The sequence below is a fragment of the Devosia neptuniae genome, assembly GCF_025452235.1.
Classification (GTDB): Bacteria; Pseudomonadota; Alphaproteobacteria; order Rhizobiales; family Devosiaceae; genus Devosia.
The window spans coordinates 1,453,527-1,479,347 of record NZ_CP104965.1 but is presented as its reverse complement, the minus strand read 5'-3'; the positions used below and the strand labels follow the sequence as shown (position 1 = coordinate 1,479,347).

Below are 25,821 nucleotides of genomic sequence, written 5' to 3'. Positions count from 1 at the left end.
CTCTGTTTGGCGATGCCAGCAAAGAAAACGGAGGTTCCCGCTTTCGCGGGAATGACACCGTGTGGGGGAGTTCTCGGTGAAAAGCCCTGCCCTAGCACTCCCCCTGCGCAAACGTAATCCTGTTGCCGCACGGATCGGTCACCGTCATCTCCAGCCCACCCCAAGGCGGCGACTCCAGCCCCGGGCGATTATTCTTGTACCGCTTGCCCGTCAGCTCGGCATGAAACGCGGCCAGCCCGCTGACCTCGACCCGCACGTGACTGCCCGGCGTTGCATCGCCATGATGCTCGGAAAGATGCAGCACAACCCCATCACGTGAGACCTGCATGTAAAGCGGCAGATTGGGCTCGAAGCGATGCTCCCAATCCACGCTGAACCCCAGCCAATCGAGATAGAATTCGCGCGCCTTGGCCTCGTCGAAACTGCGCAGGATCGGCACAGTGCTTATGTGCTGCAAGGTAGCATCCTCAAAACCGTATCCCGGCTCGAACGCCCACATTGGTCAGAGCCTCGCTGTCCCCGCACATCCCGCCATCGGTATAATGCTCGGCCGTCAGCATGAGCGAGGCGCCCGGCAGCACATCGACACCCACGCTGCCCGAGGCGCGCAACAAAGCCGCGCAGCCAAAGCGTTGCGGCACTCCCTCGGCCAGCATGGAGCCGCTCTGCAGCGCTCCGCCCAGGCTCGCCTCAGCAAAAACCGGCAATAGGGGCAGCCGGAAGGTGAGGCTCAGCCCGCCATAGAGCATGCTTTCCTTGCCATCCATGTTGAAGGTGGCGCCCAGATGCGGGCGGATTTCGGCCGGCACCAAAGCCGGGCTCAGTGCCGGTACGGCAAACAGCAATTCCACATTGGCGTCTTCGATGCGCTCGGTATCGAACAGGCCGGAACTATCGGCATCGCCCACGCCGCGGGAAAAAATGCCGCCGCGGATTTCGGGCAGGATATCGAACTGGGCCTGCGCGCTGCCTATGGTGAGCAGCACCAGGCCCAAAGCCATCATTGCCCGCCAGATTATCGCCATCACTCAACTCCAATTCGCCTGCGGCGATTGGACGGCGTGGCGCCGGCATGCGCAATGTTTGATTCAAATTGTCTTTAACTGGGTGTTAACGCTGGCTGGGGTGGGAGCAGCAAAGAAAGAGACCCCTCATCCGCCCTTCGGGCACCTTCTCCCTCAAGGGGAGAAGGAGGCCCAGTGCTCGGCTAAGCTCGGTGCCAACCCTCTCCCCTTGAGGGAGAGGGTGGATCGTCCGTAAGGCCGAGACGGGTGAGGGGTCTGCTTCCGCAAACACCAGACCCAAGATGATCTCAGAACTTCCAGCCGACGCGCAGGCCGAAGTTCGACAGCCCGTCATTGGCATCACACCAGCCATTGTTGGAGGTGTGCTCATAGGTCAGGGTGGCGGTCATGTTCTCGCTGAGGTTGGCGCCGACGCCGAACCGCTCGTAGAAATTGACCCGGCAGCCGAAATTCTTGCGGCCTTCGGGCGCGCCGGTCAGGTAGCCGTCATTGACGGCGGCGCCGAACGTGCCTTCGAGATAGAACGGGGTTTCGAACACCGGCAATTGCCAGGTCAGGCCCAGATGGGCGATCGAATCGCCGTCGCCCAGATTGAGCGTGGCGCCGACTTCGGGGCGGGGCGCGCCGACCCAGCGGAAGGCATCCAGGTCCGGCGAGGTGAACAGCACGTCAAAGCTGACATCCTCGATATGGCCGAGATCCCAGTTCTGCACGCTGAAGGGCAGCATGGTGCTATCGACCGAATGGGCATGCACGCCGATGCGCAATTCGTCGACCACGCCGGCCAGCGGATGAGGGTCCATCAGATCCTGCGCGGCCACGGGCGCCACGGCGCCGACGAGACCCAGGGCAGAAAAAAGCAGCGTACGCAGTACCGACATGACCGACCATTCACTTGGAAAACGGCCTGCATTGAGCTTGCAAGCCCCAATAGAGTCAATGCCTTCGGAGCGATTTGGCCGCTCATGTGACTGGCCGGCAACGCCTGATAGGCATAAAAACGGGGGCCGCCCGGCGTGGCGGCCCCCGAAAAATCACGCTACGAAGCGCCTGCTTACTTGGGCAGCAGCACCTTGTTGACCACGTGGATCACGCCATTGGACTGGTTGACGTCGGCAATGGAAATCTTGGCGGCATCGCCGTTTTCATCCACCACATAGAGCACGTCGCCAAGCTTGGTGAATTGCAGATTGTCGCCCGAAACCGTCTTGAGCAGGAAGCCGCCGGGGCTGGCTTCGGCCTTGGCCCGCAGGTCCGCCAGCGAATATTTGCCGGCAATGACATGGGCGGTCAGGATCTTGACCAGCATGGCCTTGTTCTCAGGCTTGAGCAGGGTATCGACTGTCCCCGCCGGTAGCGCCGCAAAGGCCGCGTTGACCGGAGCGAACACGGTGAATGGGCCGGCGCTGGACAGCACATCGACCAGGCCCGCAGCCTTGACGGCGGCGACCAGCGTGGTGTGGTCCTTGGAGTTCACGGCATTCTCGACGATGTTCTTGGTGGCGAACATCGGCGCGCCGCCGACGCGTGGATTGCTTTGCGCGAATGCGGCGGTGGAGCTGAGCAGAGCGGCGGCCACGAAAACGGCCTTGAGCAGTTTGCTGTTCATGATGAAATCCCTTGTTGACGCTTGTCGGTCAGGGGAGAGCTACGGGCGCTCGGCGCAAAAAGTTTCGCCGATCCACCAAGGCGGGGTGGAACCAGGGCGCTGCAGAGCCTATCTTTCATCGTAATCAGACGATAGAAGCCCTCCATTGCGCCTTTGAAAGACCGATTGCCCCCCATGCCCAAGCCCCTTGCCCTCTCGATCCTCGATCTCGCCCCCATTGCCGAAGGCACTTCGACGCCTGACGCCCTGGCCGAAACCATTAAGCTGGCGCAGCTGGGCGACGCGCTTGGCTACACAAGGCTCTGGTATGCCGAGCATCACGGCATGGCCTCGATCGCCTCGTCCTCCCCCGAAATCCTGATTTCGAGCGCTGCCGCCCATACCAAGAATATCCGTGTCGGCTCCGGCGGCGTCATGCTGCTCAACCATGCGCCTTTGCGCATTGCCGAGGCCTTCCGCACGCTCGAAGCGTTGCATCCCGGCCGCGTCGATCTGGGCCTGGGGCGTGCACCGGGCGGCGATGGCTATGCCATGCGCGCCTTGCGCAGCGGCGGCGGCGAGGAATTTTCCGCCTATCTCGCCGAGATGATGGCGTTTGACGAAGACAATTTCCCCTCCGATCATCCCTTTTCGCGGGTGCCGGTGGCGCCCGGCGGCATTCGCCTGCCCCCGCTCTGGTTGCTGGGTTCCTCCGGCGCCAGCGCCCAGGCAGCCGGTCAATTGGGCATGGGCTATGCCTTTGCCGCCCATTTCAGCCACACCCCGGCAGCGCCCGCCTTCGAGGCCTATCGCTACGGCTTCAAGCCCAGCGAAGCCATGCCCGAGCCGCGCACCATTCTGGGCGTTTCGGTGGTCTGCGCGCCAACCGATGAAGAGGCGCAATACCTCTCCTATTCCCAGGCCGTGCAATGGGCGCTCTTCACCACCGGCGAACAGCGCCGCCTGATGAGCCCGGAAGACGCCCATGCCCGCGTGCTGACCAGCCAGCAGCAAAGCGTGATCGATCATCAATCGACGCTCTGGATCGTCGGCTCGCCCGAGACGGTGCGGGATACGATCGCGGAAAAGGCCGAGAGCTCGGGGGCCGATGAGGTGATCATCACCACGACGGTGCATAGCTATGAGCTGCGCCGCCGCTCCTATAAGCTGATCGCCGAGGCCTTTGGGCTGGTGCCGCGTTAACCTCTCGTTCTGCCCACCACGATAGAATTGGCCGATAATCAGTGGGATCAATGGACGGGGAGCGTTCATTGGCCCATTTCGGCATATCTGCCGATTGGGGACGCCGGGGCCGTGTCCGGCTAGACCAGAGTTGCGAACATGGGTGCCGCCGGTTTCGTCCTCGCCATCAATATCTTCGTCGCGGGATTGTTCGCCGCGGCTTTTGGTGCTGTGGCGTGGCGCTATAGCAGCGCCGTCGGCGCGCGCTGGCTGGCGCTGGCCTATGCCCTGGGCATCCTCAATTCCATCCTCGAATATATCCTGCCCGGGCAGGATGATCCGCGCCTGCTCGGCATTACCGTCTTTGCGGTAGCGCTGTCGGCTTTTCTCGTCTGCGTTGTCGGGCTCGCCCGCCATTATGCAGTCGCCGTGCCCTGGATTTGGCTTGGGCTATTGGGTGGCGGTTCCCTGCTCGCCAATATCATCCTGATCAACGAGCCGGCCACCGCCACGCTCGGCCGGGCTATGATCTACCAACTGCCCTATTTCTTCGCCCACATCCTGGCGGCAATCGTGGTGTTCCGGGCGCCGCGCCGCGGGGCGCTCGATGTGTTGCTGATCGTGTTCCTGCTGGTCAGCGGGTTGCAATTCGTCGCCAAGCCGTACCTGGCCATGGGCCTGGGCGATGCCAGCCTGCAAAATTACCTGCACAGCCTTTATGGCGCCTGGTCGCAGATGCTGACCGCATTCCTGCTGGTGTCCAATGGCGTGCTGATGCTGCTGGTCAATGTGCGCGAGGTGATGGCCGAAATCACCCTGCGCTCGGAAACCGACAAGCTGTCCGGCCTGCTCAATCGACGCGGCTTTGAGGAGCGGGCCGAACGGGCGCTGCAAAATGCCACCCGCGCCCGCATTCCTTCGGCGCTGGTGCTGGCGGACCTCGACCATTTCAAGGACGTCAACGACACCTTCGGCCACGATGCCGGCGACCGGGTGATCGCGGCCTTTGCCGGGCTTCTGGCCAATAGCGCCGATGCCCGCATGGTGCTGGGGCGGCATGGTGGGGAAGAATTCGCCATTCTTTTGCCCGGCGCCAATCTGGCCTCCGGCCGGCTTTATGCCGAAGGCGTACGCCAGGCCTTTGCCGCGCTATCGGGGAGCGAGCTGGGCGCCAATCGTCCGCTCAGCGCCAGTTTTGGCGTTACCCAGATGCAGGCGGGCGATGGCCTGCACGATCTGGTCCACCGTGCCGACGCAGCGCTTTACGCCGCCAAGAAGGCCGGCCGCGATCGGGTGCATGCGGTGAGCAGCGAGCCGGTCGACACTGCCGACCCCCGCCTGAGCGGGCAAGCCGGCAGCTAAGCCGAGGGCACTTTACTGGCGGCGATCTACCAGCTCGAAATCATCGGCTGCCAGATCGACCTTGAGCGCCAATTGCTGGCGGTCGAGTTCGGCCAGCCATGCCGTCCATGAGCAGGGGCTCATACCGTCATCCTGGCTGGCGCGGTTCTTGCGCTGGGGCCGCTCGAAGCTGAGCTTGAGTTGGGCGCTTTCCTCCCCGAACCGGTTGCGCACCCGCGCAATGGCCGGAATGCCATGCCGGTCGCTCACCCAGTTCTGGATATCCCGATGGCGCGTCAGAGTGTGAATATGGGTCATGGTCGCGGCCTCCCGTCCGCTAATTTAAGCCCTTGTTCCGCAACGGTTCCGGTCCTCCACCGGTTCCGTTATGGCAGGTTAATTCTGCGCAAGGTTTGTGACGATCTTGAGTGCCGTCAGCTCCTCGGCAGAAAAATAGTACAGCTGGTCCGGCGGCGTCTGCAAGGCATGCAGCCACATGGCCGGATCGACGCCGGATTTGGTCAGATGCGCGATGATATCGGCCGTTATGCTCTGCGCGTCGGCCATGGCCACGCCAGCCGCACGCAGCGGATCGCCGCTCATGGCCGAGGCATAAATCTGGTGCACGCCAATGGCGGCGTCCGGGCCGGCAATCCGCTCGGCACCCGAGGCGAAGACAATGGGGCAGGATGAGGCACAGAGCGATCCGGCCGCGACTTCGGTCGCCAGCCCCTTCTCATGGATCAGATCGCCTATCGCCAGCGCATCCACGACCGACCCTCCGGGCGAATCGAGAAGCACAGTCTGCACATACTCGCCGCGCGCCGCAATCTCGGCGGCAAAGCGCGCGGCGGCGCCCGGATCGATGGTACCGGTCAGGCGCAATTGCCCGCCCGTACCTAGCGCGATCTCCAAGGGCTGGTCGAGCACTTCGGGGGCCGTGGTGACATTGGGCATCGGCCCCTGCGGCAGGGCCGGATTGGAGGGCGGCAGGATGGGATGGCCGGGCAGGGCCAGGCCCGCGCTTTCGCCCGCCGTCAGCTCGCGAAAATCTACATAGAGTACCGAAGCTGTGCCGATCAGCAGGCCAAAGAATGCCACCCGCAGGATCGCTCCGTCCTCGAGCCCGGCCAGCCAGCGGATCGCTCCCCGATAGAAGGGGCCTTCGTCAGTGTCCAGGCGGGCGTTGGCCTCTGTCTTCATGCCGGGCGCGGCCCATCGGTGCGCTTGCGCTGCGCTGCATCGATCGGGGTGACCGTAGTGTCATCGACCGCCTGCGCCGCCGCTGGTTCCTCGACCGGCTCCGGCATAGCCTCGGGCTCCACGGCCGGGGGCTCGCTCCGCACCGGCTCGGGCACGATCCCGGCCGCTTCCATGCGCCGATATAGATTCATGGCCCGCAGCATTTCGGCGGCGGTGATATTTTCCGCCTCTTCCAGGCTTTCGGATTCCCGCCGCATGGCGTCGTTGACGATCATCAGCACCAGCACCAGCACGACGGGCAAAAGATCGATGGAAATCGCGCCGGCCCAGGATGGAATGAAATCCTGCCAATAGCGGATCACCGCCTCGGCACTGGAGAGCGGCACGAAGCGGCGCTGTTCCACCGCCGGCGTCGCCAAAATCTCGTCGGCCGCGGCGGTCAGCGCCGCCGATTGTGCCGCGACGGAGACGCGCACCGTCTCCATGACCTGATCCTGCCGATTGGCAAGGTCGGCCGATTGCCCATTAGCCACCGGCGCAATGAACCCGGCGGACAGATCGGCCGAAGCGCGCTTGACCGATGCGGCCACCCCGGTCTGCTGCAGGGAAGCGATAATGGCCGAGAGCTGCACCGCCTCGGTCTGAAAACTATCGGCGCGCGGCTCGATGGCGCCGGGGGTCGAGACCAGTTCGCGCATGGTGGCCAGCCGCGCCGAGCCCTGTTCGAACTGGGTGGCCACCTGGTCGCGCGAGCCGGTAATGGTCGCCGCCAGCTGGTTCATCTGCGTGCCCATCTGGGTCAGCAATTGCACGACGCTGCCCGAGCCGGTCGTGCCGGTCAGGGCGCCCGATTCCCGCTCATCGGCAGCGAGGCCCGAAAAGCGTTCGGCCGCCCGCTGCACGTCGGGCAGCAGCGATTGAGCGGCCAGCGCATTGGAATGGGCCTGATCGAGGTCTTCGGCATAGCCCTGCAGCGTCACGGCCATATGCTGCTCGGTGGCGGCCGACCCGGCAAGCGCCGCCGCATTGAGCCAGCTCGACATGGCGATGATCATGGCGCAGCCCACCGCCATGGTGATGAACAGCCCGATCCGCTGCACCCCATTGGTCACCAGCGGCACGAAGCGCAGCATGAAGCTCCAGAACGCATAGATGGCCACCGATACGGCGACCGAATAGATGATGGCGGCAAAGAACACGAAGCTCGCCGAGCCGTCGAGGATGCCGCGCACCCCCAGATAGGTATAGACGCCCGAGGCCAGCGCCAGCACCGCCAGCGCAAAACGGGTCATCGTCTCGACGCCCTTGACGGTCTCGTTGAGGCGATAGGCATTCGGCTTGAGCTGCATTGGCGGTCGGGCCCCTCACGGTCTTAAGCGGAGGTTAACACAGCGATCCCGGCGGAACGGTGGCGGATTTTGCGAGGGTTAATGGCGAGCGCGTGATGGCGCGATGCCTGCGCTACCCGTTCAATTTCCGCAGCACCTGCTCCACCCGGTCCCGCTTGGATTTCTGCGCAATGCTCTTGATGCGCTCGGTCAGCACCGCCAGAAAGCCCGGCTTCTGTTCCGGCGTCATCACGCTTGCCGTTTCCTCAGCATAGGCGGGAAACTGGTTGGGCGCGGCATTCTTGAGCCGCTCGACCAGCAGCGGCACGGCCTTTTGCGCGTAGCCCGCCCGCGCCAGCTTGACCAGGATCGAGGTGCAGCGGTCCTTGGCGATCACCGAGCCCTTGTCGGCCGCCGCCATGATGCGCGGCAATTCGGCCACCAGCGTATCGGCCCGCTGTTCGGCCACGCTGTCCAGCGCTGCCATGGCGCCCCAGACCTGTTTATTGTTCGAACTGGCCAGCGCCTCGAGAAAGACCGGGCAATAACCGCCGACCAGGTCAGGCCGCCGCGCGCCGATCTCGTAGAGCACTTTCATGCCGTCATTGCGCTGCCGGCTGGTGCCCGAGCGCACCAAAGCCACCACTTCGGCAATGCCGGCTCTGTCCTCGCGGGCGACAAGCTCTTCGGCCAGTTCGACATTGGGCGCCTCGTCGCGCCGCTCCAGTGCTCCCGCCAGCCGATCCGCCATGCTCATCGTCAGGCCTCGATCGCCACGTCGAGCGCCAGCGTCACCATATCCTTGAGCGAGGTCTGCCGCTCCTCGGCATTGATCTCTTCCTTGGTGATCAGGCAATCGGTCATGGTGCAGATGGTGAGTGCCTTGACGCCAAACCGCGCCGCCAGCGTATAGAGCGCTGCCGCCTCCATCTCGACGCCGATTACCCCATGCGCCGGCAGCGCGCCATACCCGGCAAAGCCGTCGGCGTGGTAGAAGATATCCGAGCTCAGCATATTGCCGGCATGAAAGCGCATGCCCGCCGCCTCGGCCTTTTCCGCCGCCGCGCGCAGCAGCCCGAAATCGGCGATGGGGGCGAAATTGAACGCCCCGAACCGGTCCTTGACGATGGCGCTGTCGGTACTCGCTGCCTGCGCCAGGATCAGGTCGCGCACCTTGACCTTCGCATTGAGCCCGCCGCAGGTGCCCACCCGCAGCAGGGTCTTGGCGCCATAGACATTGATCAGCTCATGCACATAGATCGACAGCGATGGCTGGCCCATGCCGGTGGCCTGTACCGAAACCGGCTTGCCCTTCCAAGTGCCGGTATAGCCCAGGCAATTGCGCACCGAATTGACCAATCTGGGCGCCTCGAAAAACGTCTCGGCAATCCATTTGGCGCGCAGCGGATCACCCGGCAGCAGCACCGCTTCGGCATAGTCGCCGGGCTTGGCATGATTATGTGGGGTCATTTGGGCTCCCTTGGTCTTAGTCCAAGCATTGCCACCCGGCGCCAGCAACGGCAAGAGCCGGGTCTATAGCGTCTTGACCCCGTCACGCGTCAGGTCCATTTACGCTGGGCCAAGAATATGGAGCACTGCCATGGCCGCCAAGATTTTCATCGACGGGGAAGCTGGAACCACGGGTCTGCAGATCCGCGAGCGCCTGGCCGGCCGGCGCGATCTGGAAGTGATCTCCATTGCCGCCGACAAGCGCAAGGATCTGGACGAACGCAAGCGCCTGCTCAATGCAGCCGATGTCGCCATCCTGTGCCTGCCCGACGATGCGGCCAAGGAAAGCGTCAGCCTGATCGAGAATGACACCACCAGGGTGATCGACGCCTCGACCGCCTATCGCGTCAATCCCGATTGGGCCTATGGCTTTGCCGAAATGGATCGGGGTCAGTCGGAAAAAATCGCCAATGCGCGCTTTGTCGCCAATCCCGGCTGCTGGCCGCAGGGGCTGATCGCCAATATGCGGCCGCTGCTTGCCGCGGGCCTGCTGCCGGCCGATTTTGCTGTGAGCTATAACGGCATTTCCGGCTATACCGGCGGTGGCAAGCAGATGATTGCCGAATATGAAGCCGAGGGGGAAGCGGCGAGCCAGTTCATGCCCTATGGGCTGACCTTCAACCACAAGCACGTGCCCGAAATGACCAAATATACCGGTCTTTCCAGCGCGCCGCTGTTTGTGCCCAATGTCGGCGACTTTGCCCAGGGCATGACGACTTTCGTGCCGCTGCAGCTGGGCCAGCTCGACAAAGTGCCGAGCGGCCAGGACATCCACGCCGCCATTGCCGACCATTTCGCCGGGATCAAGGACAGCTTCGTCAGCGTTGCGCCCTATGATCCGGCGCTGGGCAAGACCCCGGCGCTCGATCCGCAGGCGCATAACGACACCAATACGATGACCCTGCATGTCTTTGCCAATGATGCCCGCGCCCAGGCCGTGCTCGTCGCCGTCTATGACAATCTGGGCAAGGGCGCCTCAGGCGCGGCCGTGCAGAACCTCAACCTGATGCTGGGCCTCAGCGCCAGGGAAAGCCTCGCGGCTTAGGCACTATCAGTCGGCACCCTCCCCTTCTGGGGGAGGGAAACGGCTCCCGCAGGGCGAACCGAACGCTTTCCCCCAATCCCGACTTGACCAAATGCCCGCTTTTGCGCGATGAACCGCCCCAAAGCGAGGTTTTCCGTCATGGACAAGTTCATCACTCTGACCGGGGTCGCGGCGCCGCTGCCGATCATCAATATCGATACCGATATGATCATCCCCAAGCAGTACCTCAAAACCATCAAGCGCACCGGGCTGGGCACCGCCCTGTTCTCGGAAATGCGCTATAATGAGGACGGCACGGAAAACCCCGATTTCGTGCTCAACAAGCCGGCGTATCGCGGCGCCAGCATCATCGTGGCCGGCGACAATTTCGGCTGCGGCTCCAGCCGCGAACACGCCCCTTGGGCACTGCTCGACTACGGCATCCGCTGCGTCATTTCGACCAGCTTTGCCGATATTTTCTACAATAACTGCTTCAAGAACGGCATCCTGCCGCTGGTGGTCACGCCCGACCAGCTCAAGCTGCTGCTCGATGATGCCGAGCGCGGCTCCAACGCCACCCTGACCATTGATCTGGAAGCCCAGACCATCAAGGGTCCCGATGGCGGCACGCTGCGTTTCGATATCGACCCCTCCCGCAAGCAGATTCTGCTCGAAGGGCTGGACGATATCGCCGGCACGCTCAAGTCCGACCCCTCGATCACCACATTCGAAACCAAGATGGCGTCCGATCGCCCCTGGCTCTAGTCACCCGATCAAACGGAGAGGCAAAGGCCTCTCCCATCCGCCGAACCCAAAGGGCAAAAATGCAGCGCGTTTCCACCGGCTCCCCGTTCGAGGCTACCTTTGGCTATTCCCGCGCTGTGCGGCACGAAGACACTGTCTATGTCTCGGGCACGACGGGCTATGACTATGCCACCATGACCATGCCTGACGATGTCGGCCAGCAGGCGGCTAATGCCCTGGCCACCATCGACAAGGCATTGAAAGAAGCCGGCTCCTCGCTGGCGGATACGGTGCGCGTCGTCTATTATGTGGGCGATCGCAATGATGTGGATGCCGTGGTCAAGGCCGTTGGCCCGGTGTTCAAGGATATCCGCCCGGCCGCCTCCATGCTGATCGTGCAGATGATCGAAGCGGGCATGAAGATCGAGATCGAAGTCACCGCCCGCATCGGGGCAGCCAACAGCTAGGGATCAGGCACAGACATGGCGAGCGTATCCAACCCCCAGGGCGCCATACCTCGCACCATGTTGACCGGCCCTCAACTTGCCCTTGTGTTGCACGCGCTGGGGCTGATCGCCGTGCTATTGGCGCTGGTGCCTATTCTCACCAGCGCGCTGGGCACTACGGGTTATCTCGTGGTGTTTGCCCTGTACTGGATCGGCTTCTGCGCGCCGGTCATCGCCATCCATGCCCTGTCGGGCGCGCGCAGCCCGCGCCTGTTCTCGGAAAAGCTCTCGCGGCGCGACTGGTTCGTGCCAGGGCTCCTGCTCATCCAGGTCGTGGCCATCGCCGCCCTGGCCTTGGCGCCCAATACCTCGCTGCTCACGACGCCCGGCCTCATGCTGGCGGCTTTGGTCGCCATCATCAATGGCCCGCTTGAGGAAACCGCCTGGCGCGGCGGCTTCATGACCCGCTTTGCCGACCGGCCCAGGCTCGGCTTCTGGCTGGGCTGGCTGCTGTTTACCGCCTGGCATATTCCGCTCACCCTCAGCCATGGCGTGATCTTCGACGGCGGCGGGGTGGGCCTCGTCGCCGGCGCGGCCGTGCTGGGCCTGTTGTGGAACTGGGTCGCCTGGCGAACGGGCTCGGTATTCTGGGTGGGCCTGGCCCATGCCCTCACCAATATCGCCACCTTCTGGGTACTGTTCGACCGCAGCGGCTTCGTCTGATTACCAGCCGTAATCGAGCACGGTCAGCGTCCGCAGGCGGCCGTCATCGAGCCATTCGATGCTGGAATTGCGATGCATGCCGATCAGCGCGGCGCCCACCGCGCCAAGAATGGGCACATCGCCCTTGCGTGGCACCACATTGCGCGGATAGGTCAGCCGCCCCAGCCGCTGGAAGGGTTCGTCATCCAGCGCGAAGCGCACCCGCTGGCCCATGGAGACCCCGGCCGGATCCCAGGGCTGGCACAATTCCGCCCGGCTCAGCTCGCGCTCCAGATAGGCCGACACATAGGGCATGTGCGCACTGACCCGTTCGGCCAGCAGCAGCACGCGATTGTAGTCGTCGGAATTGATCAGAATATCAGGCAGGGGCGCGGAGGGCAGCACGGCAGCGGGCTCGGAGGGAAAATCGTCTATTGTCACTCTATGCCGCGCCAATGCCCCGTCAATAGGCATTGCGAATAAAAACTACGCAATTTCGGTCAGCTTTATTGCCCTACCTGCCGGAGTGTGGCAGGTATTTTGCCGCATTGTGCAGCAGTATGCACAATTTTTGATCCAAAAGGGTATTTCCAATGACTGACGGCAGCCTGCTTGATCGCGCCCTTGTCCGCCTCGAAGAGGCCGCGAGCCACCTTCAGATCGATCAGGATGTCATCGAAAAACTCAAATATCCGCGCGAAACCACCAAGACGCGCCTGCTGATCCGCATGGATGATGGCTCGCGCAAGTCGTTCCTGGCCTGGCGATGCCGCTATGACGACACCCGCGGCCCCACCAAGGGCGGCATTCGCTTCCACCCCGAATCCACGATCGAGGAAGTCGAGACCCTCGCCTTCTGGATGACCTTCAAATGCGCGGTGATGAACCTGCCCTATGGCGGGGGCAAGGGCGCCGTGCGGGTCGATCCGCACACCCTTTCCAAGACCGAGCTGGAGCGCCTCTCCCGCGCCTATATGCAGGCCTTTGCCACCACGGTGGGCCCCGATCGCGATATCCCGGCGCCCGACGTCTATACCAATGCCATGATCATGGGCTGGATGGCCGACGAATATAACCAGATCACCGGCAGCGTCACGCCCGCCGTCATCACCGGCAAACCCATCGCTTTGGGCGGTTCGCTCGGTCGCAATGACGCCACCGCCCGCGGCGGCTTCTATCTGGTGCGCCACCTGGCAGAGGAACTGGGCCTTGCGGGCTCCCACACCGTTGCCATCCAGGGCTTCGGCAATGCCGGGCAGTTCTATGCCCAGCTGGCTGCCGCCGATGGTCATCGCGTCGTCGCCGTCTCGGATTCGACCGGCGCCATCTACCGCCCCGGCGGGCTGGACGTGGCCCGTCTCATTGCCGGCAAGACGGCGGGACGGCGGGTGACCGAGCTAGCCGCCGAACTGGGAGCGACCATAATCGCGGCGGACGAATTGATCGGTGTCGAGGCCGATCTGCTGGTACCCGCCGCGCTCGAGGAAATGATCACCCAGGCCAATGCCGCCACCGTCAAGGCCCGGGTCGTACTCGAACTGGCCAATGGCCCGGTGACCGCCGAGGCCGACAAGATTCTCAGCGAACGCGGCGTGATCGTGCTGCCCGATATCCTGGCCAATGCCGGGGGCGTCACCGTCTCCTATTTCGAATGGGTACAGAACCGCCAGGGCTTCTATTGGGACCTCGAGGAAATCCACGCCCGGCTCAAAAAGATGATGGAGCGCGAAGGCCGCGCCGTTTGGGATATTGCCAAGGACCGTTCCGTCTCGGTCCGCGCCGCCGCCTATATCCACGCCCTGGGCCGGCTATCGACCGCCATCGAGGCGCACGGCACCCAGCCCTTCTTCGCCGGCTAAACCATCCAATCGCCGATCGGCAGCAAGCCGGCCTCGCAAGGGCCGGCTTTTCCTTTGCCAGCGAACCGATCTCATCCCGCGCGCTCTTGCACAGAACTGCAAAATACCTCTATGTCAGCCCAAGCGTAACCACCAGTACGGCGAGGAGCATATTTTGGCCACCCATTCCCTATTTCTGTTGCCGGGCGACGGCATCGGCACCGAAATCATGGTCGAGGTCGAAAAGCTGATCGCCTGGACCAACCAAGAGCAGCTCACCGATTTCTCGACCGACACGGGTCTTGCCGGCGGCGCGGCCTATGACCAGCATCAGGTGGCCATCACCGACGAAGATACGCAAAAGGCGCTGGCCGCCGACGCGGTGATCTTTGGTGCCGTGGGCGGGCCGAAATGGGACAATGTCCCCTATGAGCACCGCCCGGAAGCCGCGCTCCTGCGCCTGCGCAAGGAAATGGCTGTGTTCGCCAATCTGCGCCCGGCCATCTGCTACCCGGCGCTCGCCGATGCCTCCTCGCTCAAGCGCGAACTGGTCGAGGGCCTTGATATCCTGATCGTGCGCGAATTGACCGGCGGCGTCTATTTCGGCGAGCCCAAGACCATTACCGATCTCGGCGACGGGCAGAAGCGCGCCGTGGATACCCAGGTCTACGAGACCTACGAAATCGACCGCATCGCCCGCGTTGCGTTCGATCTGGCCCGCACCCGTTCGGGCAAGGTCCACTCGGCCGACAAGAAGAATGTTATGAAGTCCGGCGTGCTGTGGGACGAAGTGGTCAAGGGCGTCGCCAAGGACTATTCCGACATCGAGCTGCACCATATCCTGGCCGATAATGCCGCCATGCAGCTGGTGCGCAACCCCAAGCAATTCGACGTCATGGTCACCGACAACCTGTTTGGCGACATTCTGTCCGACGTTGCCGCCATGCTCACCGGCTCGCTCGGCATGCTGCCTTCGGCTTCGCTGGGTGCGCCCGATCCACTCACCGGCAAGCGCAAGGCCTTCTACGAGCCCGTACACGGCTCGGCCCCCGACATTGCCGGCAAGGGCATTGCCAACCCCATCGCCATGATCGCCTCGGTCGCCATGGCCCTGCGCTACAGCTTCGGCATGATCGAACTGGCCACCAGGATCGAGAACGCCATCTCGGCGGTGCTCAGCGACGGATTGCGGACTGGCGATATCGCGCAGGACAACCGCAAGACAGTCGGCACCGAAGAAATGGGCGCAGCGGTTCTGGCGAAGCTCAAGGCTTAGGCTTTATCGCTTCGGACGAGAGAAGATGTTGACGATGGCGCCATCCGGATCGCGCAGCAGCATGGAGGTATTGCCCCAGGGCATAACGGTCGGCGGCTGAACGATCTCGGCCAGGGCGCTATCAGTCACCCTGGTCTGGATAGCCTGCACGTCATCGACCTCCAATTCCAGCATCAAGGACCGGTTGGACCGGGGCACGATTGCCCCGCCATTGACCTTGTTGATGATGTCTTCGCTCGAGATGGCGAGGGTGCAGCCTTCCAGCCGGATTTCCGAAAATCCCGGCGCCAGATCGGTGGGCTCCACTCCTGTCAGAGCGGCGTAAAAACCCTTGAGCGCCTGGACGTCGGCGGTCACGACACGGATCGATGCAAATTTCACGACAAGCCTCCATAGTCAGGCGGGCTTATCTAGAGTGACATGCTGACAGAGCTTGGCAGCATGAAAAAGGCCCCGGCGCGATGCACCGGGGCCTTTTTATTCAAATCGGCCAAATTACTCGGCGGCAGCTTCTTCAGCGGCCGGAGCTTCCTTGGGGGCGTTCTTAGCTTCTTCGATAGCAGCGGCCTTGGCGGCCTTCTCGTCGGCGCGGGCAACGGCCTTCTCGCCGGGCTTGGCCTTGTTCGGGTTGTTGCGGGCATCGCGCTTGGCAACGCCAGCAGCATCGAGGAAACGCAGCACGCGGTCGGTCGGCTGGGCGCCAACGCCGACCCAATGGGTGGCGCGTTCGGCATTGAGCACGACGCGGCCTTCATTGTCCTTGGCCAGCAGCGGATTGAACGTGCCGATCTTTTCGATGAAGCGGCCATCGCGGGGCGAACGAGCATCGGCAATCACGATGTGATAGAAAGGACGCTTCTTGGTGCCACCACGGGCGAGACGGATCTTGAGGGACATTTCTGGTTTTCCTTGAGGTTAGCTAAATCGAGTTATTTCTTCTTGCCCAGGCCGGGAAGGCCGGGGAAACGGGGAGGCCCGCCGAGACCGGGCAAGCCCGGAAGGCCGGAGCCGGATTTGAGCAGCGCGCCGACATCGCTGGGGAGTTTCTGGGCGATCTGCGGCTGGGCCGAAGGCAGGCCCTGTAATTGCTTGGGATCGATACCGGCCTGACGGGCCATTTGTTCGAGCTGGGCCGGGTCCATTTTGGAAATGTCCGGCATGCCGCCAAGCATGCCACCCATCTTGCCGCCGAACATGCCACCAAGCGCGCCCATGCCGCCCTTACTGACCTTTTTCATCATATCGGCCATCTGGCGGTGTTGCTTGGCCAGCTTGTTGATTTCGCTGACCTCGACACCGGCGCCGGCGGCAATACGCTTGCGGCGGGAAGCATTGAGCAGGTCGGGCTCGGCCCGTTCCTTCTTGGTCATCGAATTGATGATGGCGATCTGGCGATCGAACACCTTCTCGTCGATATTGGAATTGGCCATGGCCTTCTTGATCTGGCCGGCGCCCGGCATCAGGCCCATGAGGCCACCCATGCCGCCCATCTTTTTCATCTGGATCAGCTGGCCGCGCAGATCGTCGAGGTCAAAGGAGCCCTTTTTGAGCTTCTTGGCCATTTTCTGGGCGTCTTCGGCCGACACATGCTCGGCGGCCTTTTCGACCAGCGAAACGATGTCGCCCATGCCCAGAATGCGGTCGGCAATGCGGGAAGGATGGAAATCCTCGAGCGCATCCATTTTTTCGCCGATACCGATCAGCTTGATCGGCTTGCCGGTGGCCGCCCGCATCGAGAGCGCCGCGCCGCCACGGCCATCGCCGTCGACACGGGTCATCACGATACCGGTCACATCGAGCCGGCTATCGAACGAACGCGCCACATTGATCGCGTCCTGCCCCGTCAGGGCATCGACGACCAGCAGGATTTCATGCGGCTTGGCGATCACCTTGATCTCGGCCGTTTCGGCCATCAGTTCTTCATCGATATGGGTGCGACCCGCCGTATCGAGAATAAGCACGTCATAGCCGCCCAGCCGGCCTTCGCGCTCGGCGCGGCGGGCAATCTGGACCGGAGTTTCGCCGGTGACGATAGGGAGCGTATCCACGCCCACCTGTTCGCCCAGCACGCGCAGCTGCTCCATAGCCGCCGGGCGGCGCGTATCGAGCGACGCCAGCAGCACTTTCTTTTTCTGACGATCCTTGAGGCGCTTGGCAATTTTTGCCGTCGTCGTGGTCTTGCCCGAGCCCTGCAGACCCACCATCAGCAAGGTGACGGGCGCGGGGGCATTGAGGTCGATCGCGACGGCGGTCTCGCCCAATACGGCGACCAGCTCGTCATGGACGATCTTGACCACTTGCTGGCCCGGCGTCACCGAACGGGTGACTTCCACGCCCACTGCGCGGTCCTTGACCTGCTCGACAAAGGCCCGGACCACTTCGAGCGACACGTCGGCCTCGATCAGCGCGCGGCGAATTTCGCGCAGCGCCACATCGACATCGGCCTCATTCAGCGCGCCGCGGCCACGAAGCCCATCAAAGATTTTGCCAAGCCGGTCGGAAAGGCTCTCGAACATATTTTATTCCCTTTTCGCTCACGGGCCGCACCGCTACGCCACCGACGCGCTAAATCCGCGCTGACGGCTTCGCTGGCCCTCCGCGGGGGCGGCGAATGATCGCCGGGGTCCTCGCTTCGCTCGTCCAATGAGCCATATGGTATCCATCAGTCCAAACGCCAAACTCACCCGCGGGCGCAACGCGCTGGCGGATGGTGGCCTCCGGGATCGGTTTATACCCCAAGGGGTCCCGGTCGGCTGGTCAGGAGCAAAGCCTGATGAATGGGCTGGCTTTAGGGGAAAGCCGGCGCCGAGTCAAGGAAAGCAGCCTTCTCGGCCAGCCGGGCCAGCACGAGCGTAACATTTCCCGCCGCCTGCTCGACGCTCACCGCAAAACCTGCCGCCTCCAGGCGTTGCCGCGACAGGCTGGCAAATCCCGCCCCTTTGCCGCTGCCCGGCGGCGGCTCGAAAGCCAGCACCACAAGGCCAGCGGGCTTTAACAGACCCTTGAGCAGCCCGGGCCAGCTATCCCCCAGCCGGAGATTGAAATCGAGATTGATCGCAATGATCGCGTCAAACCGCTCGCCAGCGAAATCGGCCGCTTCCAGCGCCTCGGCCCGCACGCTCAGCCGTCCCTCTGCCACCGCACCCGGCACGCTTGCAGCCACGGCTGCGACCATCTTGGGCGACCGATCGAGCGCAACGACCCGGCTCACCATAGGCTGCTCCAGCAATAGCCGCACCGCGACGCCATGACCGCAGCCGACTTCAAGCACGGCCTGCGACCCGTGCGGATCAAGGGCGGCGACCGCCGCACTATGGCGGGATGCAATGGGCATGGCCCAGTTTGCGGCGCACCAGGCTCTGGGTCAAGCCGACACGAGCACTGGCAATTTTGCGGCACTTCCGCCATATAGAGCCGATATGAACTTCCCATGGGCGAGGCAAAAGTGAACGGCGTGCCGTTTCTCAAGATGAACGGGCTGGGCAACCAGATCATCGTGGCCGATATGCGCGGTCGCGCCGATCGGGTGACGCCTGCTGCCGCTATCGCCATCAATGCTACCGCTGGCACCAAGTTCGATCAGATCATGGCGATCCATGATCCGAAGACAGCCGGCACCGCCCATTATATCGAGATCATCAATTCCGATGGCAGCCTGGCCCAGGCCTGCGGCAATGGCATGCGCTGCGTCGTGCAGTTTTTGGCTTCGGAAAGCGGTCAAAAGACCTTTATGTTCGAAACGGTGGCGGGGCTGCTGTTCGGGGAAGAGCATGAAGACGGCATGATCACCGTCGATATGGGCACGCCAAAGCTCGCCTGGTACGACATTCCCCTGGCTGAAGAATTCGCCGATACCCGTCAGATCGAGCTGCAGATCGGGCCGATCGATGCGCCGGTGCTGCATTCGCCATCGGTCGCCTCCATGGGCAATCCGCATGCCACATTCTGGGTGCATGACGATGTGTGGAACTATGCCTTGGACCGGTTCGGGCCGATGCTGGAAAACCATCCGATCTTCCCCGAGCGGGCCAATATCTCGATCGCGCAAGTGCTGACGCCAGACCGCATCATCCTGCGCACCTGGGAACGCGGCGCCGGCCTCACGCAAGCCTGCGGCACTGCCGCCTGTGCCGCCGTGGTTAATGGCGCCCGCACCCGCCGCACCGCCCGCAAGGCAACCGTCACCCTGCCGGGCGGCGATCTGGTAGTGGAATGGCGCGCCGATGACCATGTCGTGCTGACCGGCCCGGCCGAGCGCGAATGGGTCGGCATGCTCGACCCCGCCACGGGCGGCTGGACCCGCGCCGAGGAAGCGGCCTGATGGCCGTCGAGACGCTGACATTCGGCTGCCGGCTCAACGCCTATGAAGCCGAGGTGATGAAGGCCGAGGCCGAAAAGGCGGGGCTCGACAACGCCATCATCATCAATACCTGCGCGGTGACTGCCGAGGCCGTGCGTCAGGCCAAGCAGGCCGTGCGCAAGGCCCGTCGCGACAATCCGGCGGCCCGCATCATCGTCACCGGCTGCGCCGCCCAGACCGAGGCGCGCAGCTTTGGCGATATGGCGGAGGTCGATCTGGTGATCGGCAATAATGACAAGATGAAAGCCGAAAGCTACCAGCCCATGGTGTTCGGCACCCCGCTGAACGACAAGGTGCAGGTCAACGACATTATGAGTGTGCGGGAAACCGCCGGCCACCTGATCGAGGGCATGGATGGCCGTGCGCGGGCCTTCGTGCAGGTGCAGAATGGCTGCGATCACCGCTGTACGTTCTGCATTATTCCGTTTGGCCGTGGGCCGTCGCGCTCGGTGCCCATGGGCATGGTGGTCGATCAGGTCAAAAAACTCGTCGCCAATGGCTATGGCGAAGTGGTGCTGACCGGGGTGGATATCACCTCCTATGGCCCCGATCTGCCGGGCACGCCCACTTTGGGCAAGCTGACCCAAGCCATCCTGCGCCATGTGCCGGACCTGCCGCGCCTGCGCATTTCCTCGATCGATTCCATCGAGGCGGATGAGGCGCTGTATGACGCAATTGCCGGCGATATCAGGCTGATGCCGCATCTGCATCTCAGCCTGCAATCGGGCGATGACATGATTTTGAAGCGCATGAAACGCCGCCATTCCCGCGATGATGCGCTGGCCATTGTCGGCAAGCTGCGTTCCTTGCGGCCCGAAATGGTGTTTGGCGCCGATATCATTGCCGGCTTCCCGACTGAAACCGACGAGATGTTCGAAAATACCCGCCGCATCGTGACCGAGGCGGACCTGACCTATCTGCATGTCTTCCCCTATTCGCCGCGCGAAGGCACTCCGGCCGCGCGCATGCCGCAGGTCAATAAGCGGGTGGCGCGTGATCGCGCTGCGGTGCTGCGGGCGGAGGGCGAGGCGCAGTTCCAGAAGCTGTGCGCCAGCCGCGTCGGCAAAATTGAGAATGTGCTGATCGAGCGCGACGGGCTGGGCCGCACCGAGCAATTCGTGCCGGTCGCCGTGCCGGGAGCGCAACCGGGCGAGCTGCTGGCCGTTCGCATCACTGCCACGGCCGCCGATGGCCTAGTGGGCGAAGCCCTGCGCGAAGCGGCGTAATCTCGCCGCGACGAATGACCTTAAAGGCGAATGCATGACCGACAAGAAGCCGGGATTTTTCAAGCGATTGTTCGGTGGCGAAATCAGCCAGCCGGCCGCGCCGCAACCCGTGCCACCGCCGCAGGAGGTTCCGGTCGAGCCGCCTCGGGAAGTCCCGCCGTCGATCGATCCCGTTCCCACGCCAGCCGAACCGGTGCCGCCGGTCCCCGCGCCGGAACCCGAACCTGTGCCGGCGCCGCAACCCGAGGAAATCCCGCCCCCCGGCCCGCCCGAGACGACGCCTGACTATCTTGAAGATGTCGAGGAGACGGCCAGCGCCGAGCGCGATATCGTGGCGCCACCTGTCGTGCCCCAGGCACCAGTGCAGGGCTGGTTTGCCCGGCTGGCTTCGGGCCTGAAGCGCTCCTCCGATCAGCTCAGCGGCTCGATCACTTCGGTGTTCACCAAACGCAAGCTGGATGCGGCAACGCTGGATGAGCTGGAAGATGTGCTGATCCAGGCCGATCTGGGCATCGAGACGGCCACCGCCATCACCGAAACGCTGCGCCGCGACCGCTTCGACAAGGATATCACCGGCGAAGATGTGCGCGCCGTGCTGGCTGCCGAGGTGGAAAAGGTGCTGGGCCCCGTGGCGCGTCCGCTGGTGATCGATCCCGGCCAAAAACCCTTCGTCATTCTGATGATCGGCGTCAATGGTTCGGGCAAGACCACGACGATCGGCAAGCTGGCGCAGAAATTTGCCGCCGAAGGCAAGTCCGTCATGCTGGCGGCCGGCGATACGTTCCGCGCCGCCGCCATCGAGCAATTGCAGATCTGGGGTCAGCGCACCGGCGCGCCGGTGATCGCCCGGCCGGCCGGTTCGGATGCTTCAGGCCTCGCGTTCGATGCCATGACCCAGGCGCAGGCCGAAAGTCGCGATATTTTGATCATCGACACGGCCGGCCGATTGCAGAACCGCGACGAGCTGATGAACGAGCTCGAAAAAGTCATCCGCGTGATCAAGAAGGTCGACCCGTCCGCGCCCCACGCCACGCTTTTGACGCTGGACGCCACCACCGGCCAGAACGCCATGCGGCAGGCCGAAGTCTTTGGCCAGCGGGCCGGTGTCACCGGGCTGGTGATGACCAAACTGGACGGCACGGCCCGCGGCGGCATCCTCGTCGCCATTGCCAAGGAGTTCGGCCTGCCGGTGCATTTCATCGGCGTGGGCGAAGGCGTGGATGATCTCGAACCCTTCGCCGCCGCCGACTTTGCTCGCGCCATAGCCGGCCGCGAGTGAGGCTTGGCCGCAATCTTACCACGCTGGCAGGTTAAGCGCCGGCTTGCATCATTACGCGCCTGCGCCCACATTGCGGCAGTGCCGAACTTGAAGAACCGAAAATCGCATGACCGAAAAAACCGCCGAAGCTGAGGTCAATTGGGACGAGCTGCGTCCCCAGCTCATCAAGATGGGGCTCGAACTCGGTCCGCTGATCGTCTTCTTCATCGCCAATGCGCGGGCCGATATCTTTGTCGCCACCGCCTGGTTCATGGGCGCCATGGTGGTGTCGCTGGTGCTGACCTGGGCGATCCTCAAGAAGATCGCCATCATGCCGCTGGTGACCGGCGCAGTCGTGCTGGTGTTCGGCGGGCTGACGCTGTGGCTGCAGGACGATACCTTCATCAAGATCAAGCCGACCATCACCAATTCGCTGTTCGGCGCGGTGCTGCTGGGCGGCTTGCTGTTCGGCCATTCGCTGCTGAAATATGTGTTTGGCGACGTCTATAAGCTGCGGCCCGAAGGCTGGAGCAAGCTGACGCTCAATTGGGGCATTTTCTTCTTTGTGCTGGCCATTCTGAACGAAGCAGTCTGGCGCGGCGGCAATGCCTATTTCCCCAATGACCCCAAGGCGGCGACGGATCTCTGGGTCGCCTTCAAGGTGTGGGCCACCATGCCGCTGACCGTGATTTTCTCGATCAGCCAGGTATCGCTGCTCAGCAAATATGCCGCCACGCCCGAGCCCAAGCATGTCCCGCCGATTGTGGTGGAAAGCTAGGCGCTACAGCGTTTCAGTAGACCTCATCCTGAGCCCGTCGAAGGACGAGGTCGTGGCACGCTCAGCGCAAGCGACCTCGTGGTTCGACAAGCTCACCATGAGGTTTCTTCGTCAGAGCCCGCCCATCTTGCAGATAAAGTCCCATTCGGCGTCGCTGACCTTGGAGACCGAGAGGCGCGAGAGCTTGACCAGTTCGAGGTTTTCCAGCTCCGGCGTCGCCTTGATGGTGGCCAGGGTGACCGGCTTGGGCAGGGGTTTGACCGCTTCCACATCGACGCATTCCCACACCACCTGACCCTTGTCATTGAGGTCGGCGGTGCTGTCGGGATGGGCGAGCGCGATCACCTTGATGATGCCCACGATCTCCTTGCCGATATTGGAATGATAGAAAAAGGCCAGGTCGCCCAGCGCCATGGCGCGCATATTGTTGCGCGCCGTGTAATTGCGCACGCCGTGCCATTGCTCGGGCTCGCCGCGCTTGGTCTTGGCCACCATGTCGTCAAAGGAGAAGACATCGGGCTCGGACTTCATCAACCAATAGGCCATGGTGTCAGTCCTTTTTGGTCATGTTGTTGATCGCCAGGCGCCAGGGCTTGATCTCGTAGCTGGCAAAAATACCGGCATCGATAAAGGGATCGGCCATGAAGCTGGCGGTCGCAGCTTCGATGGTTTCGGCCTCGATGACCATGAGCGAGCCTTCGGGCGCCCCGGCCTCGTTCAGCAGCGCGCCGGCCAGCACCAGCTTTTCACCCAGGCTGTTGAGGTGGTCCAGATGCACCGGGCGCACGGCGGTGCGCTGCTCGCCGCTACCCGGCTTGTCCTTGGCGATCATGGCAAAAAGCATCGACTAATCCTCGCGTTTGAGCGGGCGGGACATCAGCCCCGCCACCACTGTGGCAATATCGGCATTGCCGCTGAGTACAGCCTCGACGGCATGCACCAGCGGCGCATCGACCCCAAGGCTTTTGGCCAGCGCATCGGCGACCGGGGTCGTCGCGACGCCCTCGGCCAGCTTGGCGCCTCCGGCAATGATCTCTTCCACCGTTTGGCCGCGCCCCAGCGCCATGCCGAACTGATAATTGCGCGACTGCACCGACGTGCAGGTCAGCGTCAGATCGCCGAGCCCGGCAAGGCCGGTCAGCGTGGTGGCCGAGCCGCCCATGGCGGTGACCATGCGGGCCATTTCGGCATAGGCGCGGGCAATCAGGGCCGAGCGGGCCGAAGCGCCGAGATCGGCGCCTTCCACCGCGCCACAGGCCAGGGCATAGACATTTTTCAGCGCCCCGGCGACTTCGACGCCGATACGGTCATCGGCGGCATAGGGGCGGAAGCTGGGGCCGGCCAGGGCCAAGGCCAGCGCTGAGGTTTGCGTTGCGTCATCGCCGGCTAGCGTCACCGCCGTTGGGCGACCGGCGGCGACATCGGCGGCAAAGCTGGGGCCGGAGAGTACGAAGGGAATGGCCTCAGGCGCCATGTCGAACAGAATTTCGCTCTGGCGGTCGAGCGTGCCGGTCTCGAGCCCCTTGGCCGACAGGATCACCGGCTTGCCTACCAGCAGATCGGGCGGAATGGCGCCCAGTGCGGCGCGGCTGGCTTGGGCTGGCACGGCGAGAATGATGATGTCGGCGGGACCGGCCTCGGTCGAAGCGGTGATGTTGTGATGCAGCTCTTGCGAGCCGAGATAGCGGGCATTGGTGTGGCTGGTGTTGATCTCGTTGACCTGCGCTGCGTCCCGCGCCACCAGCGAGACGCTGCGCCCGGCCATGGCCGCGGCCTGGGCCAAAGCGGTGCCCCAGGCGCCGCCACCGATGACGCTGACGGTTTCAAGCAGCATCGGGCACGACCTTCATGTCTGGCAGATCGAGCGGCCAACGGGGGCGGGCGGTGAAATCGAGGTGATCGGTGGCGCCCAAGGCAAAGCGCTCGGCGCCGGCCCAGGCCACCATGGCGCCATTATCGGTGCAGAGGGCAATCGGCGGCACGATCAGCGTGGCACCGGCCGCGGTGCAGGCTTTGTCGAGCGCTGCCGCAATGGTGCGATTGGCCGCGACGCCGCCGGCGACGACAAGCTGCGGCGTATGCTCCGGCAATTCGGCCTTGAAGCGCGCCAATGCTTGCCCGGCGCGGACGGAGACAACCTCGGCAACGGCCGCCTGAAAGCAGGCTGCGATATCGGCCACGTCCTGGTCCGATAGCGGCGCCAGTGCTTCGGCTTGCAGCCGCACAGCGGTCTTGAGGCCGGAGAAGGAAAAATCGAGCCTTGCTTCGCGCAGTAGCGGGCGGGGAAATTTGAACCGCTTGGGATCGCCCGATTTGGCAATGGCTTCCACGGCGGGGCCGCCGGGATGGCCCAGAGTGAGGAGCTTGGCGACCTTGTCGAAAGCTTCGCCCAAAGCGTCGTCGATCGTGGTGCCCCAGCGCTCATAGTTCCCGACGCCGCGCACCAGCACGAATTGGCTATGCCCGCCCGAAACCAGCAGCATCAGATAGGGGAATTGCACGCCATCGGTCAGCCGCGCTGTGAGCGCATGCGCTTCGAGATGATTGACCGCGATCAAGGGTTTGCCGAGCGCGGCGGCCAGCGCCTTGGCGGTGGTGAGGCCCACCAGCACGCCGCCGATCAGGCCGGGCCCGGCAGTGGCGGCGATGGCGTCGACATCACCCAGTGCAAGTCCGGCCTCGCGGCAGGCCTGGGCGATGATATGGTCGAGATAGGTGACATGGGCGCGGGCGGCGAGCTCGGGCACGACGCCACCGAAAGCGGCATGTTCATCGAGCTGGCTGCGCACCACATTGGAACGAATCACCGCCTTGCCCGCGGAATCGCGCACGACTATGGAGGCCGCAGTTTCGTCGCAGCTGGTCTCTATGCCTAGAATGGTGGCTTGCGCTTGCCGGGTCACGACGAAGTGGTTACTCCCTGAAGCATCGCGCGGAAAATTTCCGCCAGAACGATGCGACGTAAAGTCGAGCCTTTGCCTACTATAGGACGC

30 protein-coding genes are annotated in these 25,821 nt (G+C 63.5%); 12 read left to right on the top strand and 18 right to left on the bottom strand.

Translation table 11 applies throughout. The features are described 5' to 3' along the window. Nucleotides 1–91: 91 nt before the first annotated feature. From N8A98_RS10035 to N8A98_RS10020, 4 genes are all read right to left on the bottom strand, one after another. On the bottom strand, nucleotides 92–499 hold the full coding sequence (locus tag N8A98_RS10035; protein WP_390888820.1) for a glyoxalase superfamily protein: 408 nt from the start codon (nucleotides 497–499) through the stop codon (nucleotides 92–94). Then, a complete protein-coding gene (locus N8A98_RS10030) occupies nucleotides 468–1,025 on the bottom strand; it encodes an acyloxyacyl hydrolase (protein WP_262171067.1) in 558 nt (185 codons plus the stop codon). The genes N8A98_RS10035 and N8A98_RS10030 overlap by 32 nt, the downstream gene beginning before the upstream one ends. A 287-nt stretch (nucleotides 1,026–1,312) precedes the next feature. Further along, a complete protein-coding gene (locus tag N8A98_RS10025; protein WP_262171066.1) occupies nucleotides 1,313–1,906 on the bottom strand; it encodes an acyloxyacyl hydrolase in 594 nt (197 codons plus the stop codon). A 173-nt stretch (nucleotides 1,907–2,079) separates the two neighbouring features. Beyond that, on the bottom strand, nucleotides 2,080–2,634 hold the full coding sequence (locus tag N8A98_RS10020) for a fasciclin domain-containing protein (RefSeq protein WP_113120018.1): 555 nt from the start codon (nucleotides 2,632–2,634) through the stop codon (nucleotides 2,080–2,082). 174 nt (nucleotides 2,635–2,808) lie between these two features. On the opposite strand from N8A98_RS10020, the gene N8A98_RS10015 reads away from it, so the two are divergent. Then, nucleotides 2,809–3,816 carry an LLM class flavin-dependent oxidoreductase gene (locus N8A98_RS10015; protein WP_262171063.1) on the top strand — a complete coding sequence of 336 codons (1,008 nt, stop codon included), beginning with the start codon at nucleotides 2,809–2,811 and terminating at the stop codon, nucleotides 3,814–3,816. A gap of 138 nt (nucleotides 3,817–3,954) precedes the next feature. Further along, nucleotides 3,955–5,157 carry a GGDEF domain-containing protein gene (locus tag N8A98_RS10010; RefSeq protein ID WP_262171062.1) on the top strand — a complete coding sequence of 401 codons (1,203 nt, stop codon included), beginning with the start codon at nucleotides 3,955–3,957 and terminating at the stop codon, nucleotides 5,155–5,157. Nucleotides 5,158–5,169: 12 nt separating this feature from the next. Here N8A98_RS10010 and N8A98_RS10005 read toward each other — a convergent pair whose 3' ends face one another. The 5 genes from N8A98_RS10005 to deoD all read right to left on the bottom strand — a co-directional run bounded on the left by N8A98_RS10005 (nucleotide 5,170) and on the right by deoD (nucleotide 9,137). Further along, nucleotides 5,170–5,454, bottom strand: coding sequence for a hypothetical protein (locus tag N8A98_RS10005; protein ID WP_113124152.1), 285 nt, complete (start codon nucleotides 5,452–5,454; stop codon nucleotides 5,170–5,172). Between the two features lie 78 nt (nucleotides 5,455–5,532). After that, a complete protein-coding gene (locus tag N8A98_RS10000; protein ID WP_262171060.1) occupies nucleotides 5,533–6,339 on the bottom strand; it encodes a COG3904 family protein in 807 nt (268 codons plus the stop codon). Continuing rightward, nucleotides 6,336–7,688 (bottom strand): hypothetical protein, encoded by a 1,353-nt coding sequence (locus N8A98_RS09995; protein ID WP_262171059.1) that lies wholly within the window; start codon nucleotides 7,686–7,688, stop codon nucleotides 6,336–6,338. The genes N8A98_RS10000 and N8A98_RS09995 overlap by 4 nt, the downstream gene beginning before the upstream one ends. A gap of 112 nt (nucleotides 7,689–7,800) precedes the next feature. Beyond that, complete coding sequence (locus N8A98_RS09990) at nucleotides 7,801–8,424, bottom strand: hypothetical protein (protein ID WP_262171057.1); 624 nt, start codon at nucleotides 8,422–8,424, stop codon at nucleotides 7,801–7,803. A 2-nt stretch (nucleotides 8,425–8,426) separates the two neighbouring features. Beyond that, entirely contained in the window at nucleotides 8,427–9,137 is a 711-nt protein-coding gene (gene deoD, locus N8A98_RS09985; RefSeq protein WP_262171056.1) for a purine-nucleoside phosphorylase, read from the bottom strand. A 130-nt stretch (nucleotides 9,138–9,267) separates the two neighbouring features. On the opposite strand from deoD, the gene argC reads away from it, so the two are divergent. The 4 genes from argC to N8A98_RS09965 all read left to right on the top strand — a co-directional run bounded on the left by argC (nucleotide 9,268) and on the right by N8A98_RS09965 (nucleotide 12,113). Beyond that, nucleotides 9,268–10,221 carry an N-acetyl-gamma-glutamyl-phosphate reductase gene (gene argC, locus N8A98_RS09980; RefSeq protein WP_262171054.1) on the top strand — a complete coding sequence of 318 codons (954 nt, stop codon included), beginning with the start codon at nucleotides 9,268–9,270 and terminating at the stop codon, nucleotides 10,219–10,221. 138 nt (nucleotides 10,222–10,359) lie between these two features. Next, entirely contained in the window at nucleotides 10,360–10,965 is a 606-nt protein-coding gene (leuD, locus tag N8A98_RS09975) for a 3-isopropylmalate dehydratase small subunit (RefSeq protein WP_262171052.1), read from the top strand. Nucleotides 10,966–11,024: 59 nt separating this feature from the next. After that, entirely contained in the window at nucleotides 11,025–11,411 is a 387-nt protein-coding gene (locus tag N8A98_RS09970; RefSeq protein WP_113123419.1) for a RidA family protein, read from the top strand. A gap of 15 nt (nucleotides 11,412–11,426) precedes the next feature. Beyond that, the gene (locus N8A98_RS09965; RefSeq protein WP_262171051.1) at nucleotides 11,427–12,113 is read left to right on the top strand and encodes a CPBP family intramembrane glutamic endopeptidase; all 687 of its coding nucleotides are present in this window, start codon (nucleotides 11,427–11,429) and stop codon (nucleotides 12,111–12,113) included. Here N8A98_RS09965 and N8A98_RS09960 read toward each other — a convergent pair whose 3' ends face one another. Continuing rightward, complete coding sequence (locus N8A98_RS09960; RefSeq protein WP_262171050.1) at nucleotides 12,114–12,533, bottom strand: GreA/GreB family elongation factor; 420 nt, start codon at nucleotides 12,531–12,533, stop codon at nucleotides 12,114–12,116. It abuts the gene before it with no gap. A 152-nt stretch (nucleotides 12,534–12,685) separates the two neighbouring features. Between N8A98_RS09960 and N8A98_RS09955 the strand changes: the two genes are divergently transcribed. Continuing rightward, the gene (locus N8A98_RS09955) at nucleotides 12,686–13,951 is read left to right on the top strand and encodes a Glu/Leu/Phe/Val family dehydrogenase (protein ID WP_262171048.1); all 1,266 of its coding nucleotides are present in this window, start codon (nucleotides 12,686–12,688) and stop codon (nucleotides 13,949–13,951) included. Between the two features lie 154 nt (nucleotides 13,952–14,105). Then, the gene (gene leuB / locus N8A98_RS09950) at nucleotides 14,106–15,206 is read left to right on the top strand and encodes a 3-isopropylmalate dehydrogenase (protein WP_262171046.1); all 1,101 of its coding nucleotides are present in this window, start codon (nucleotides 14,106–14,108) and stop codon (nucleotides 15,204–15,206) included. 3 nt (nucleotides 15,207–15,209) lie between these two features. Here the strand turns inward: leuB and N8A98_RS09945 are convergent, their stop codons facing one another. The 4 genes from N8A98_RS09945 to N8A98_RS09930 all read right to left on the bottom strand — a co-directional run bounded on the left by N8A98_RS09945 (nucleotide 15,210) and on the right by N8A98_RS09930 (nucleotide 18,540). Next, nucleotides 15,210–15,587, bottom strand: a complete 378-nt coding sequence (locus N8A98_RS09945; RefSeq protein WP_262171045.1) for a VOC family protein — start codon at nucleotides 15,585–15,587, stop codon at nucleotides 15,210–15,212. A 114-nt stretch (nucleotides 15,588–15,701) separates the two neighbouring features. Then, nucleotides 15,702–16,103 (bottom strand): 30S ribosomal protein S16, encoded by a 402-nt coding sequence (gene rpsP, locus N8A98_RS09940; RefSeq protein ID WP_035099051.1) that lies wholly within the window; start codon nucleotides 16,101–16,103, stop codon nucleotides 15,702–15,704. Nucleotides 16,104–16,135: 32 nt separating this feature from the next. Next, nucleotides 16,136–17,722: a signal recognition particle protein gene (gene ffh, locus N8A98_RS09935; protein ID WP_262171042.1), complete on the bottom strand. Its 1,587-nt coding sequence runs from the start codon at nucleotides 17,720–17,722 to the stop codon at nucleotides 16,136–16,138. A gap of 272 nt (nucleotides 17,723–17,994) precedes the next feature. Beyond that, nucleotides 17,995–18,540 (bottom strand): class I SAM-dependent methyltransferase, encoded by a 546-nt coding sequence (locus N8A98_RS09930; protein ID WP_262171040.1) that lies wholly within the window; start codon nucleotides 18,538–18,540, stop codon nucleotides 17,995–17,997. Between the two features lie 96 nt (nucleotides 18,541–18,636). Here N8A98_RS09930 and dapF point away from each other — a divergent pair, with 96 nt between their 5' ends. From dapF to N8A98_RS09910, 4 genes are all read left to right on the top strand, one after another. Next, entirely contained in the window at nucleotides 18,637–19,527 is an 891-nt protein-coding gene (gene dapF / locus N8A98_RS09925; protein WP_262171039.1) for a diaminopimelate epimerase, read from the top strand. Then, nucleotides 19,527–20,792 carry a tRNA (N(6)-L-threonylcarbamoyladenosine(37)-C(2))-methylthiotransferase MtaB gene (mtaB, locus tag N8A98_RS09920; protein ID WP_262171037.1) on the top strand — a complete coding sequence of 422 codons (1,266 nt, stop codon included), beginning with the start codon at nucleotides 19,527–19,529 and terminating at the stop codon, nucleotides 20,790–20,792. Before dapF ends, mtaB begins: the two co-directional genes overlap by 1 nt. 34 nt (nucleotides 20,793–20,826) lie before the next feature. Beyond that, entirely contained in the window at nucleotides 20,827–22,071 is a 1,245-nt protein-coding gene (ftsY, locus tag N8A98_RS09915; RefSeq protein WP_262171035.1) for a signal recognition particle-docking protein FtsY, read from the top strand. Between the two features lie 106 nt (nucleotides 22,072–22,177). After that, nucleotides 22,178–22,828, top strand: a complete 651-nt coding sequence (locus tag N8A98_RS09910) for a septation protein A (RefSeq protein ID WP_262171034.1) — start codon at nucleotides 22,178–22,180, stop codon at nucleotides 22,826–22,828. Between the two features lie 111 nt (nucleotides 22,829–22,939). On the opposite strand, the gene N8A98_RS09905 is transcribed toward N8A98_RS09910, so the two are convergent. Genes N8A98_RS09905 through tsaD form a run of 4 tightly spaced genes read right to left on the bottom strand, consistent with a single transcriptional unit; the run spans nucleotide 22,940 to nucleotide 25,707 of the window. After that, nucleotides 22,940–23,374, bottom strand: coding sequence for an EVE domain-containing protein (locus tag N8A98_RS09905; RefSeq protein WP_262171032.1), 435 nt, complete (start codon nucleotides 23,372–23,374; stop codon nucleotides 22,940–22,942). Nucleotides 23,375–23,378: 4 nt separating this feature from the next. Beyond that, nucleotides 23,379–23,672 (bottom strand): YciI family protein, encoded by a 294-nt coding sequence (locus N8A98_RS09900; protein WP_262171030.1) that lies wholly within the window; start codon nucleotides 23,670–23,672, stop codon nucleotides 23,379–23,381. Nucleotides 23,673–23,675: 3 nt separating this feature from the next. After that, nucleotides 23,676–24,662, bottom strand: coding sequence for an NAD(P)H-dependent glycerol-3-phosphate dehydrogenase (locus tag N8A98_RS09895; RefSeq protein ID WP_262171029.1), 987 nt, complete (start codon nucleotides 24,660–24,662; stop codon nucleotides 23,676–23,678). Continuing rightward, nucleotides 24,652–25,707 carry a tRNA (adenosine(37)-N6)-threonylcarbamoyltransferase complex transferase subunit TsaD gene (gene tsaD / locus N8A98_RS09890; protein ID WP_262171943.1) on the bottom strand — a complete coding sequence of 352 codons (1,056 nt, stop codon included), beginning with the start codon at nucleotides 25,705–25,707 and terminating at the stop codon, nucleotides 24,652–24,654. Before tsaD ends, N8A98_RS09895 begins: the two co-directional genes overlap by 11 nt. Nucleotides 25,708–25,821 lie beyond the last annotated feature (114 nt).